Source organism: Pantoea coffeiphila (genome assembly GCF_016909495.1).
GTDB classification, from domain to species: Bacteria; Pseudomonadota; Gammaproteobacteria; order Enterobacterales; family Enterobacteriaceae; genus Erwinia; species Erwinia coffeiphila.
Window position 1 is genome coordinate 259604 of the sequence record NZ_JAFBFW010000004.1, and the last position, 12688, is coordinate 272291.

Below are 12688 nucleotides of genomic sequence, written 5' to 3' on the forward strand. Positions count from 1 at the left end.
ATGCAAAGTCTGCTGAAGGTTTTGCCAGGCGACCGGATTATTCGCCTGCAGCTGTTGATGATCGCCATCGTGCTGGTGCTGTTTTCCCTGACGCTGGGTTCACGCTTTTTTAGTTCAGGTAACTTCCAGTCTATCGCCGGGCAGTTGCCGGTGCTGGGACTGCTGGCGCTGGGTATGGGCGTCACGATGCTGACGGGCGGTATCAACCTGTCGATTATCGCCAGTGCCAACGCCTGTTCGCTGGTGATGGCGGCGATTATCGTTGCCCATCCCGATCAGCCAGCCTGGCTGGCGATTGGCCTGCTGGCCGGACTGCTGCTGGCGGTGGCTATCGGCGTACTGAACGGCGTGCTGATTGCGATCATTGGCGTATCACCGATTCTGGCTACGCTCGGCACCATGACGCTGATTGCCGGGCTGAATATTCTGCTGACCAACGGTGCGGTGATTTCCGGCTTCCCGCCGGTAATTCAGGCGATTGGCAACAGTTCGCTGGCGGGTATTCCGCTGTCGCTGCTGCTGTTCCTGGCCGTGGCCGCCCTGCTGTGGCTGCTGCTGGAGCGCACCACGCTGGGCCGCAGCATCCTGCTGCTCGGGTCGAATTTACAGGCCACCCGCTTTAGCGGCGTGAATACCACCCGCGTGCTGATTACCGTTTACGTTCTGTCAGCCCTGATGAGCTGGGGCGCGGCGCTGCTGATGATGTCGATGTTTAACTCGGCAAAGGCGGGCTACGGCGAGTCCTGGCTGCTGGTAACCATTCTGGCCTCGGTGCTGGGAGGCATTAACCCGGACGGCGGATTTGGCCGGGTTATCGGGCTGGTGCTGGCGCTGATTGTCTTACAAATGCTGGAAAGCGGACTGAATCTGCTGGGAGTCAGTAGCTATCTGACCATGGCACTCTGGGGCGGCGTACTTATCCTGTTTATTGCGCTACAGAATCGCAAAAACTGATTATCGAGGGAAAAAATGAGCAGCTATTACATTGGTGTGGATGTAGGGACCGGTAGCGCACGCGCGGGCATTTTCGATATTACCGGCCGAATGATGGGCCAGGCCAGCCGCGAAATCGCGCTGTATCGCCCGCAGGCGGACTTCGTTGAACAGTCCTCGGATAATATCTGGCAGGCCGTGTGCCAGTCGGTGCGCGATGCGCTTAACCAGTGCAATATCAACCCGGTACAGATCAAGGGGCTGGGATTTGATGCCACCTGTTCACTGGTGGTGCTGGATAAAGAGGGGCAGCCGCTGACGGTCAGCCCGTCCGGCCGCAATGAGCAGAACGTGGTGGTGTGGATGGATCACCGCGCCATCGTGCAGGCCGAGCGCATCAACGCCATGCAGCATGAAGTGCTGGACTACGTGGGCGGGGTGATCTCCCCGGAGATGCAAACGCCGAAACTGATGTGGCTGAAACAGCATATGCCGGGCAGCTGGAATAATATCGGCCACCTGTTCGACCTGCCCGATTTTCTGACCTGGCGCGCCACCGGTGATACCACGCGCTCGCTCTGTTCGCTGGTCTGTAAGTGGACCTATCTGGCGCATAAAGAGGGCTGGGATGCCAGCTACTTCCGCGAAATTGGCCTGGAAGACCTGCTTGAGCACGATATGGCAAAGATCGGCAGCGAAGTGAAAAGCATGGGCGAACCGCTGGGCCGCGGTCTGACCCAGCGCGCCGCGCTGGAGCTGGGGCTGCTGCCGGGCACGGCGGTCAGCGCCTCGATCATCGATGCCCACGCCGGGAGCCTGGGCACGCTGGGTGCCTCCGGCCCTTCCGGCGAACTGGCCGACTTCGACCGCCGCATCGCGCTGATTGGCGGCACCTCAACCGGGCATATGGCCATCTCCCGCGAGCCACGTTTTATCAAGGGCGTCTGGGGGCCATACTTCTCGGCGGTGCTGCCGGACTTCTGGCTGAACGAAGGCGGCCAGTCGGCCACCGGCGCGCTGATTGACCATATTATCCAGTCGCATCCGTGCTACACCACGCTGCGTGAACAGGGAAAAAGCCAGGGGAAAACCATCTACGAGGTGCTGAACGAGCTGCTGCGCAAGATGGCCGGAGAAGTGGATCAGATCGCCTTCCTCACCCGCGATATCCATATGCTGCCCTACTTCCACGGCAACCGCTCACCGCGCGCTAACCCGCATCTGACCGGCATGCTGACCGGGCTGAAACTCTCCCGCACGCCGGAGGATATGGCACTGCAATATCTGGCGACCATTCAGGCGATTGCGCTGGGCACACGCCATATCGTGGAAACCATGAACCAGAGCGGCTACAGCATCGATACCATTATGGCGAGCGGCGGTGGCACCAAGAACCCGATCTTCGTGCAGGAGCACGCTAACGCCACCAGCTGCACCATGCTGCTGGCCGAAGAGAGCGAGGCGATGCTGCTGGGCGGCGCGATAATGGGCACCGTTGCCGCGGGCGTGTACGACACGCTGCCGGAAGCGATGAACGCCATGAGCCGCATCGGCAAGACCGTGACGCCGCAGACCAACGAAATCAAACGCTACTACGACCGCAAGTATCAGGTGTTCCGCGAGATGTATCACGACCAGATGAAGTATCGCCAGATGATGCAGGAGGGCTCATGAGTTCCCTGCCCGACTGGCAGCAGGCGACGACGGCCTGGCAGACCTATCGCCAGGCGCTGACCGCGCTGGAAACCGACCTCGATCGCCAGCAGTGGCAGGCGGTGCTCGACGCGCTGGCAAGCTGCCGCGGAAAAATTGCGGTCACCGGCATCGGCACCTCCGGCATTGCCGCGCGCAAAATCGCCCATATGCTGGCCTGCATTGAGCACCCGGCTATCTGGCTGAGCGCGGCCGATGCCGCTCACGGTGATATCGGCTTTCTGCGCGAAGGCGACGTGTTGATTATGCTGTCGCGCGGCGGCAACTCGGACGAGCTGACGCGGCTGCTGCCGACGGTCAAAGCGAAAGGCACCACGCTTATTGCCGTCACTGAAAATGCCGCGTCGGCCATTGCGCAGCAGGCCGACCTGCTGCTGCTGATACCGAAAAGTCAGGAGGTCGACCCGTTACAGATGCTGGCAACCACCTCAATTATCAGCGTACTGGCGGTTTTCGACGCGATGGTGGCCGCGCTGATGAGCCGCAGCGGCTACAGTAAAGAGACGCTGCTGGCCGTGCATCCCGGCGGTAACGTCGGTAAGGTGCTGCGTGAAGCGCAGGAGTAATCGTTAAAAATGTTACACGGGTCAACCAATGAAAGATAATTGGTTGACTTCACTACTCGCCTGACCGATTTTATCTGCCAGCAGATGATCTTGCGTCCGCCAGCTTCGCGGCGGATGCGTCATCACCCCGTTCACCGCAGATAAAAGAGGAATTCAACATGAAACAGACCTGGCGCTGGTATGGCCCTGACGATCCGGTAACCCTGGCCGATGTGCGCCAGGCGGGCGCTACCGGCGTAGTCACTGCCCTGCACCATATCCCCAACGGCCAGATCTGGTCGGTGGAGGAAATCCTCAAGCGTAAAGCCATTATCGAAGCCGCAGGACTCGTCTGGTCGGTGGTGGAAAGCGTGCCGATCCATGAAGAGATCAAAACCCACAGCGGTCAGGTCGATCTCTGGTGCCGCAACTACCAGCAAACCCTACGCAACCTGGCGCAGTGCGGTATCCGCGTGGTGTGCTACAACTTTATGCCGGTGCTGGACTGGACGCGAACCGATCTGGAATACCTGCTGCCGGACGGCGCGAAGGCGCTGCGCTTCGACCAGATTGAATTTGCGGTGTTCGAGCTGCATCTGCTGAAACGCGCAGGCGCGGAAGCGGACTACACGCCGGAAGAGATTCGTGAAGCCGCAGAACGCTTTGCCAGCATGAGCACGGAACACAAAGAGCGGCTGGTACGCAACATTATTGCCGGTCTGCCGGGTGCAGAAGAGGGCTATACGCAGGAAGCGTTCAGTCAGGTGCTGGCGACCTATGACGGCATTGATAAAGCCAAACTGCGCGAAAACTTCGCTTACTTCCTGCGGGCAATCATTCCGGTGGCGGAAGAAGTGGGTATCCGCATGGCGGTTCACCCGGACGATCCGCCGCGCCCGATTCTCGGCCTGCCGCGCATTGTCTCCACCCGTGATGACATGCAGTGGATGGTGGAAACAGTCAGCAGCCCGGCTAACGGCTTTACCTTCTGCACCGGTTCCTACGGCGTGCTTGCCGAGAACGATCTGGTGGCGATGTTCAAAGAGTTTGCGCCGCGCGTCTGGTTCGCCCACCTGCGCTCCACCCGCCGCGAAGAAAATCCGCGCACCTTCCATGAGGCCGCGCATCTGTACGGCGACGTGGATATGTATGCGGTGATCAAAGCGATTGCCGAAGAGGAGCAGCGCCGCCGGGACGAAGGCAGTGACGATCTTATCCCGATGCGCCCCGATCACGGCCACCAGATGCTGGACGACCTGCATAAAAAAACCAACCCCGGCTATTCAGCTATTGGCCGCCTGAAGGGCCTGGCCGAAATGCGCGGCGTTGAATTAGCGATTCACCGCGCCTTCTTCACTCAGTAAACCGTTGCGGCAGGGGGGCTCCCCTGCCGATATCACACTTTCCGGCCTTATCGTCTTACCCGCAGACCCTGCCGCCGCGCAGGCGTAGCGGATAACAGGAGTTTGCTATGGAACAGAACCTCGCCAGCGGGACGGTTAATGCTGCACGCCCGAGCTGGGACGCTTCACGCCTTGTGCCGCGCATCGTCCACCTTGGCTGCGGCGCGTTTCACCGGGCGCATCAGGCGCTTTATACCCACCGGCTGCTGAGCAGCAGCGACAGCGACTGGGGCATCTGCGAAGTCAGCCTGATGTCGGGCCGTGGCGCGCAGCTGATTGGCGATCTGAACGCGCAAAACCGGCTGTACACCGTTGCCGAACGCGGTGCCGGTGGCACCGAACTGCATATTGTCGGCGCAGTGGCAGAAGCCCTGCATCCGCAGTCCGACGGCTGCCAGGCAATCCTGGAGGCGCTGGCCCGGCCGGAAACGGCGGTCGTCTCGCTGACCATTACTGAAAAAGGCTATTGTACCGGTGCCGCCAGCGGTCAGCTGGACCTGAATAATCCGCTGATTCAGCACGATCTTGCCGATCCGCAGCAGCCGCAGTCGGCAATTGGCTATCTGGTCGAGGCGCTGGCTATTCGCCGCCGTCGGGGGCTGCCGGGCTTTACCGTGCTCTCGTGCGATAATGTGCGTGAGAACGGCCACGTAGCCAAAGCGGCGGTCACTGGCCTGGCGCAGGCGCGTGATGCCGAACTGGCCGCCTGGATCGCGCAACACGTCACCTTCCCCTGCACCATGGTCGACCGCATTGTCCCCGCCGCGACTGCTGAAACCCTGGACGAGATTGCGCAGCAGCTCGGCGTTTACGATCCCTGCGCTATCGCCTGCGAGCCTTTCCACCAGTGGGTCATTGAAGACAACTTCGTCAACGGCCGACCGGAGTGGGATCGCGTCGGTGCGCAGTTCGTCAGCGATGTAGTGCCTTTTGAGCTGATGAAGCTGCGGATGCTCAACGGTAGCCACACCTTCCTGGCCTGCCTGGGATATCTGGCGGGCTACCGTACCATTGCGGAAACGGTCAGCAATCCGGCGTTTCGCCGTGCGGCCCGTTCGCTGATGCTGGATGAGCAGGCACCGACGTTGACCATGCCGCCGGACACCGACCTGTCCGGCTACGCCGCGCGGCTGATTGAGCGCTTCAGCAACCCGGCGCTGAAGCATCAGACCGCACAGATCGCCAGCGACAGTAGTCAGAAGCTGCCGCAGCGGCTGCTCGATCCCATTCGTCAGCATCTGCGCGAGGGCAGCGACTGGCGCTACCTGGCGCTGGGCGTGGCCGGGTGGATGCGCTACGTCGGTGGCGTTGACGATCGCGGCGAGCGCTATGCGGTGGTTGACCCGCTGGCCGCCACCTTCGCAGCCATCCACCAGCAGCCGCAAACCCCGGCAGAGCGGGTTCGTGCCCTGCTGAACATCGGCGATATCTTCGGCAGCGACTTACCGGCGCATCCGCACTTTGTTGATGCGATTACCGTGGCCTACTGCCAGCTACTCAATGACGGAGCCGCCGCTGCGGTTGCCGCACGCTAACCTCCGGGAGGAACTGATGAGCAAATTTATGAGTGAGGATTTTCTACTGCATAACGGCACCGGGCGCGAGCTGTACCATCGCTATGCGGCAGCCATGCCGATTTTTGATTACCACTGCCACCTCAATCCGCAGGAAATTGCCGAGGATCGGCGTTTTGAGAATCTCAGCCAGATCTGGCTGGCGGGCGATCACTACAAATGGCGGGCGCTGCGTGCCGCCGGAGTCGATGAATCGCTGATTACCGGCAGCGAAAGCAGTGATTACGAAAAATATCTCGCCTGGGCGAATACCGTGCCGCGCACGCTGGGCAACCCGCTCTATCACTGGACGCATCTGGAGCTGCGCCGCCCGTTTGGCATCAGGGATACGCTGTTCGGGCCAGATACCGCGCAGGCCATCTGGCAGCAGTGTAACCAGCAGCTGGCCACGCCGGAATTTTCCGCGCGCGGGATTATGCGCCAGATGAACGTGCAGATGGTCGGCACCACCGACGATCCCATCGACTCGCTGGTTTACCATCGCCAGATAGCGGAAGACCCGGGGTTTTCCGTTGAGGTTGCCCCGAGCTGGCGACCGGACAAAGTCTTTAAAATCGAGCTTGCGGGCTTCGTCGACTATCTGCACCAGCTGGCCGCAGCAGCGGACGTCAGCATCACCCGCTTTGAGCATCTGCGCACCGCGCTGACCCGACGGCTGGATCACTTTGCCCGCCACGGCTGTCGTGCGGCCGACCACGGCATTGAAACGCTGCGCTATGCGCCGGTGCCGGACGACGCGCAGCTGGACCGCATCCTCAGCAAGCGTCTTTCCGGCGGCGAACTGAGCGAGCAGGAAACGGCACAGTTCAGCACCGCCGTGCTGGTCTGGCTGGGGCGGCAGTATGCGGCGCGCGGCTGGGTAATGCAGCTGCATATTGGTGCTATCCGCAACACCAATACGCGGATGTTCCGGCAGCTCGGTGCCGACAGTGGTTTTGATTCCATCGGCGATGGAGCTATCGCCTGGCCGCTCTGCCGTCTGCTGGACAGTATGGACGTTAGCAACGAGCTGCCGAAAACCATTCTCTACTGCCTCAACCCGCGCGATAACGCGGTGCTGGCGACGATGATCGGCAATTTCCAGGGAGCGGGGATCGCCGGGAAGGTGCAGTTTGGTTCAGGCTGGTGGTATAACGACCAGAAAGACGGCATAACCGCGCAGCTGACCCAGCTGGCACAGATGGGCTTCCTCAGCCACTTTGTCGGCATGCTCACCGATTCGCGCAGCTTCCTCTCCTACACCCGCCACGAGTACTTCCGCCGTCTGCTGTGCAATATGATCGGCCAGTGGGTAGAGGACGGCGAGCTGCCGGACGATGAGACAATGCTCAGCGGACTGGTTGAGGACATCTGTTTTAAAAACGCACGGCGCTATTTCGCCATAGCGTGATCTTCCCCACGGCAGACGCAGAAACTGGCTGACCCATTATGCTATAGTGGCCGACATCAATCGGTGACTGCGGATGCCTGTACAGAAGATGAAAGCGGATAGCACGATAAAACAGACCGGCCAGCAGCGCCCCTATCAGGAAGTGGGGACCCTGCTGCGTAACATGATTGCCCAGCAGCAGTATGCGGTGGGCGACAGGCTGCCCCCCGAGCGTGAAATCGCCGAGCGGCTGAACGTCAGCAGGACGGTGGTGCGTGAAGCGCTGATCATGCTGGAGATCGAAGGCCTTGTCGACGTGCGGCGCGGCGCGGGGATCTTCGTTACCGATATGCCTGCTGAGCCATCCGACGCGGCTCCCGCGGCGGTCACCTCCGACAGCGCCGCCGGTCCGTTCGAGCTGCTGCAGGCGCGCCAGCTGCTGGAGAGCAATATTGCCGAGTTTGCCGCCCAGCAGGCTACCCGCGACGACATCATTAAAATGCGGCGCGCATTGCAGATCGAAGAGCAGGAGCTGGTCAGCGACGACCACGAAAGCGGCGATATGCAGTTTCATCTGGCGATTGCCGAAGCCACCCACAACAGCATGCTGGTTGACCTGTTTCGCCAGTCCTGGCAGTGGCGTGAAAATAATCCGATGTGGACCCAGCTGCACAGCCATCTGAAAGATACCCACTACCGTCAACAGTGGCTGACCGACCATCAGCACATCCTTGCTGCGCTGATTAAGAAGGATGCCAAAGCCGCCAAGCAGGCGATGTGGCAGCACCTGGAAAACGTCAAAAACCGACTGCTGGAGTTCTCCGACGTTGATGACATCAATTTTGACGGCTATCTGTTTACTTCATGGCCGTTAAATCACCTTAATTCCTGACGTCGAGCGATCAGCATGGATTCTGAAAACACTCCTCCTTCCCCAACCCGGCTGCGCGTGCTGGCCGCGGCCCGCACCTGTTTTTCCCGCGATGGCTTCCACGGCGCATCGATGAAAAACATCTGCAAAGCCAGCGAAATCAGCCCCGGCACGCTCTATCACCACTTCCCGAGTAAAGAGGCGCTGGTGGAGGCAATCATCGAGGAAGACCAGCTGCGCGCTTTCTCACGCTTTGCGCAGGATAAACCCGATAGCAACCTGGTGGAGACGATCGTCAACAACCTGCTGGCGGTACGCGAGGAGGATCGCGCGCAGCGCGCGCTGGTGGTAGAGATTATGGCCGAGGGCATGCGTAACCCGCTGGTGGCGGAGATGCTGGACCGCAAACATCAGGCGATTATGGCGATGATTGAGTCTCGTCTTCGGCAGGCGCAGCAGCAGGGCGCGGTGGCTGCCGATCTCGATCTGCCCGCCACGTCCAGTCTGCTGCTCTCCCTGACCTACGGTATTCTGGCCGATACCGCCACCGGTTCCGCGCTGAGCGAAGCGCAGCGCCGCCGGGCGCTGTCGGCAATGATAAACGGCGTGCTGCGCCCGGTTGGCTAAACGGCGCGGCCAGCCAGCACTCAGCACTCAGCACTCAGCACTCAGCACTCAGCACTCAGCACTCAGCACTCAGCACTCAGCACTCAGCACTCAGCACTCAGCACTCAGCACTCCATTTTTTAAATAATCACCGTTAAAACAGCAATATGAGATTAATGTCATCGTGCTATTTTTTATACCCCGCACTCGAACGAACGTTCGATTGATCATCTGGCGCTGAAAGTCAATGACCCTCAATCGACGAACGTGAACTCCCTCTCCTTTCCATCTGTTGGCGCGCGGCTTTTATGATCCATCCACCATCGATCGCTTCTGCCGATAACGATCCTGAGACGTGCATGGTATTTGTTTAAGCCGTTAGCAATTTGGTTGACCATTTTAAAACTGGTTAACCTTTACGTTTTTTAAACCTGTAATGGAGAGAGATCGATGTTAAAACCCATTGAAACCCGTAGTCGCGAAATCAAAACGCTGGATGGCCTGTGGGACTTTGCCGTTGACCGTGACAACCAGGGAATGAGCCAGCGCTGGTGGCTTCAACCGCTGAACGACAGCCGCAGCATTGCGGTTCCCGGTAGCTTTAACGAGCAGTTCGCCGATGCGGAAATCCGCAATCACGTCGGCAACGTCTGGTATCAGCGCACGCTGATCGTCCCGGCCGGATGGCAGGATCGCCGCATCGTACTGCGCTTTGACGCGGTCACCCATTACGGCAAGGTGTGGGTGAACGATCGCGAAGTGATGGAACATCAGGGCGGCTATACCCCGTTTGAATGCGTGATTTCCCCGCAGGCCAAACCCGGCGAGAGCATCCGCATCACCGTCTGCGTCAACAACGAGCTGAGCTGGCAGACCATCCCACCGGGCACCATCGTGCAGGACGATGCCGGTAAACGCGAGCAGCTCTACTTCCACGATTTCTTTAACTACGCCGGTATCCATCGCAGCGTAATGCTTTACACCACCCCGGAAACCCACGTCCGCGATATCCACGTGGTCACCGAACTCGCCGACAACCACCAGCACGCTACCGTCCGCTACAGCGTGGCGGCAGAAGGCAAGGTGCGCGTGGTACTGAAGGACAGCCAGCAGCAGATCGTCGCCGAAAGCGAGGGAGCCAGCGGTGAACTGCGGGTGAATGCGCCGCATCTGTGGCAGCCGGGCAATGCCTATCTCTATACCCTGTGGGCCACGGTCAGTGACGACAGCAGCCACGACGAGTATCCGCTGCGCATCGGTATTCGTACGGTAAAAGTGGTGGGCGAACAGTTCCTGATCAACGATCGGCCTTTCTACTTCACCGGCTTTGGCCGACATGAAGACGCCGATATTCGCGGTAAAGGATTCGATAACGCGCTGATGGTGCACGATCATGCCCTGATGAACTGGATCGGGGCCAACTCCTACCGGACATCGCACTATCCCTACGCCGAAGAGATGCTCGACTGGGCCGACGAACACGGCATTGTGGTGATTAACGAAACCCCTGCGGTAGGGCTGAATCTGGCGCTGGGCATCACCTTTGACGGCGCGGCCAAACCGGCGCAGCTGTTCTCCGACGAAGCGGTCAACGATGAAACCCAGCGGGCGCACCTGCGGGCGATTGAAGAGCTGATTGCCCGCGATAAAAATCACCCGTCGGTGGTGATGTGGAGCATTGCCAACGAGCCGGATGCCAACCAGCAGGGTGCCCGGGACTACTTTGCCCCGCTGGCTGCCGCCACCCGCGAGCTGGACCCTACCCGCCCTATCACCTGCGTTAACGTGATGTTCTGCACTGCCGAGAGCGACACCATCACCGATCTGTTTGATGTGGTGTGCCTGAACCGTTACTTCGGCTGGTACACCCAGTCGGCGAATCTGGCGAAGGCGGAACGCGCGCTGGAATCCGAGCTGCGCGCCTGGCAGGAGAAACTGCACCGACCGATTATCATCACCGAATACGGTGCCGATACGCTGGCGGGGCTGCATTCGTCCTATCAGGAGATGTGGAGCGAAGAGTTCCAGAACGCCTTCCTCGATATGTATCACCGGGTGTTCGATCGCGTCAGTGCGGTAGTGGGTGAACACGTGTGGAACTTTGCCGACTTTGCCACCTCGCAGAACATTATTCGCGTCGGCGGTAACAAAAAAGGCATCTTCACGCGTGACAGAAAGCCGAAATCTTCCGCATTTATTCTGCGCGATCGCTGGACCTCGCGTACCCCGTTCACCAAACCCGGCGATGCGGAGTAATCCCCGATGAAAAATAGCCTCACATGGAAAAATATTGTGGGCTATGGCTTAGGCGACGTTGCTAACAACTTCGCCTTTGCTATGGGCGCGATGTTTTTACTGAACTATTACACCGATACCGCCGGTATTCATGCGGCCGTCGCCGGAACCATGCTGCTGGTGGTGCGTATTTTCGATGCCGTCGCCGATGTGGTGGTGGGCAGAGTGGTAGACAGCACCCGCAGCCGCTGGGGAAAATTCCGGCCGTTTATTCTTTTCGGCGCAGTGCCGCTGATGATCTTCAGCATCCTGGTGTTTTCCGTGCCGTCATTTTTAAGCGACGGACAGAAGATTTTCTATATCTATCTGACCTATATGGGACTCGGAGTCTGCTATTCGCTGGTTAATATTCCCTACGGATCGCTTTCCACCGCCATGACCCAGAACCCGGAGGAGCGCGCCAGGCTGGGGGCCGCCCGCACGATTATGGCCTCGTTTACCTATACACTGCTGGCCTTCGTCATCTCCCCGGCTATCGGCGGCGGACACGGTGAGTCGCAGTCCACCTACACGCTGTATACGGCGATTCTGGCGGTGGTCGGCGTGGGTCTTTACTGGATGTGCTTTGCCAGCACGCAGGAAAATATCACCCGCACGGTCGAGCAGCCGTCGCTGCGTATCAGTCTGCGCACGCTGAAGAGCAATCGCCCGCTGATTATTCTGTGCCTGGTGGCGATAGCCACTCTGACCGGTACCTTTTCACTCAGCGCCGCCGGGCTGTACTACGTGCGCTATATCCTCAACGATATGAGCTACTTCAGCGTGCTGATTTTTATTCAAACCTTCCTCGGCGCGGTACTGGCCGCCCCGCTGGTGCCACGGCTGGTCAGGCGCATCGGGAAAAAATCGACCTTCCTGCTCGGCTCGGGGATTGCCGCCTGCAGCTATCTCACGCTGTTCCTTTTCCTCTCTGCATCGCCATATGCCGCTTTTGCCCTGTTTGCCTGCGCGTCTTTTGGTGCCAGCCTGTGCATGACGGTGATGTGGGCGCTGGAGGCGGATACCGTGGAATACGGCGAATATCGCACCGGGGTGCGCATTGAAGGCTTAACCTACTCGCTGTTTTCCTTCACCCGCAAATGCGGCCAGGCGCTGGGCGGCTCCCTGCCCGCGTTTATTCTTGTGTCGTTCGGCTATGTTTCTAACCAGCCGCAAACGGCGGAAGCGGTGATGGGCATAAAACTGTCGGTGGCGGTTATCCCCGCGCTCTTTATGCTGCTGGCTTTTATCGGGATGGTTTTTTATCCGCTGACTGAAAAACTCTATCAGCAGATATTAATTGAGATTGAACAGCGCAAGAAAAACAGTCAGGAATTCTTAGAGACACTGGAAGAAAACCAGGTCTACCGCCGCAGAACAGAATAATAACCCATTCGGGG

General features: G+C 59.4%; 10 protein-coding genes. All 10 read left to right on the forward strand.

The features are described from left to right. Entirely contained in the window at positions 1-954 is a 954-nt protein-coding gene (locus JOE09_RS14740; protein WP_205066301.1) for an ABC transporter permease, read from the forward strand. 15 nt (positions 955-969) lie between these two features. After that, positions 970-2607: an FGGY-family carbohydrate kinase gene (locus JOE09_RS14745; RefSeq protein WP_205066302.1), complete on the forward strand. Its 1638-nt coding sequence runs from the start codon at positions 970-972 to the stop codon at positions 2605-2607. Further along, on the forward strand, positions 2604-3212 hold the full coding sequence (locus JOE09_RS14750) for a KpsF/GutQ family sugar-phosphate isomerase (protein ID WP_205066303.1): 609 nt from the start codon (positions 2604-2606) through the stop codon (positions 3210-3212). The genes JOE09_RS14745 and JOE09_RS14750 overlap by 4 nt, the downstream gene beginning before the upstream one ends. A gap of 158 nt (positions 3213-3370) precedes the next feature. Then, positions 3371-4555, forward strand: a complete 1185-nt coding sequence (gene uxuA, locus JOE09_RS14755; RefSeq protein WP_205066304.1) for a mannonate dehydratase — start codon at positions 3371-3373, stop codon at positions 4553-4555. 107 nt (positions 4556-4662) lie between these two features. Continuing rightward, complete coding sequence (locus JOE09_RS14760; protein WP_205066305.1) at positions 4663-6129, forward strand: fructuronate reductase; 1467 nt, start codon at positions 4663-4665, stop codon at positions 6127-6129. Positions 6130-6145: 16 nt separating this feature from the next. Further along, a complete protein-coding gene (uxaC, locus tag JOE09_RS14765; RefSeq protein ID WP_205066306.1) occupies positions 6146-7558 on the forward strand; it encodes a glucuronate isomerase in 1413 nt (470 codons plus the stop codon). Positions 7559-7646: 88 nt separating this feature from the next. Beyond that, on the forward strand, positions 7647-8429 hold the full coding sequence (gene uxuR / locus JOE09_RS14770) for a Uxu operon transcriptional regulator (RefSeq protein WP_205066503.1): 783 nt from the start codon (positions 7647-7649) through the stop codon (positions 8427-8429). A gap of 15 nt (positions 8430-8444) precedes the next feature. After that, entirely contained in the window at positions 8445-9035 is a 591-nt protein-coding gene (locus JOE09_RS14775) for a TetR/AcrR family transcriptional regulator (protein WP_205066307.1), read from the forward strand. A 429-nt stretch (positions 9036-9464) separates the two neighbouring features. Continuing rightward, positions 9465-11270, forward strand: coding sequence for a beta-glucuronidase (uidA, locus tag JOE09_RS14780; RefSeq protein ID WP_205066308.1), 1806 nt, complete (start codon positions 9465-9467; stop codon positions 11268-11270). 6 nt (positions 11271-11276) lie between these two features. Continuing rightward, positions 11277-12674 (forward strand): glucuronide transporter, encoded by a 1398-nt coding sequence (gene uidB / locus JOE09_RS14785; protein ID WP_205066309.1) that lies wholly within the window; start codon positions 11277-11279, stop codon positions 12672-12674. Positions 12675-12688 lie beyond the last annotated feature (14 nt).

What these genes read in the sequence shown, in the direction of transcription:
- uxaC (WP_205066306.1), top strand. Translation starts at nt 6,146, where the DNA reads ATGAGCAAATTTATGAGTGAGGATTTTCTACTGCATAACGGCACCGGG.
- uxuA (WP_205066304.1), top strand. Translation starts at nt 3,371, where the DNA reads ATGAAACAGACCTGGCGCTGGTATGGCCCTGACGATCCGGTAACCCTG.
- JOE09_RS14745 (WP_205066302.1), top strand. Translation starts at nt 970, where the DNA reads ATGAGCAGCTATTACATTGGTGTGGATGTAGGGACCGGTAGCGCACGC.
- JOE09_RS14775 (WP_205066307.1), top strand. Translation starts at nt 8,445, where the DNA reads ATGGATTCTGAAAACACTCCTCCTTCCCCAACCCGGCTGCGCGTGCTG.
- uidB (WP_205066309.1), top strand. Translation starts at nt 11,277, where the DNA reads ATGAAAAATAGCCTCACATGGAAAAATATTGTGGGCTATGGCTTAGGC.
- JOE09_RS14760 (WP_205066305.1), top strand. Translation starts at nt 4,663, where the DNA reads ATGGAACAGAACCTCGCCAGCGGGACGGTTAATGCTGCACGCCCGAGC.
- JOE09_RS14740 (WP_205066301.1), top strand. Translation starts at nt 1, where the DNA reads ATGCAAAGTCTGCTGAAGGTTTTGCCAGGCGACCGGATTATTCGCCTG.
- uidA (WP_205066308.1), top strand. Translation starts at nt 9,465, where the DNA reads ATGTTAAAACCCATTGAAACCCGTAGTCGCGAAATCAAAACGCTGGAT.
- uxuR (WP_205066503.1), top strand. Translation starts at nt 7,647, where the DNA reads ATGAAAGCGGATAGCACGATAAAACAGACCGGCCAGCAGCGCCCCTAT.
- JOE09_RS14750 (WP_205066303.1), top strand. Translation starts at nt 2,604, where the DNA reads ATGAGTTCCCTGCCCGACTGGCAGCAGGCGACGACGGCCTGGCAGACC.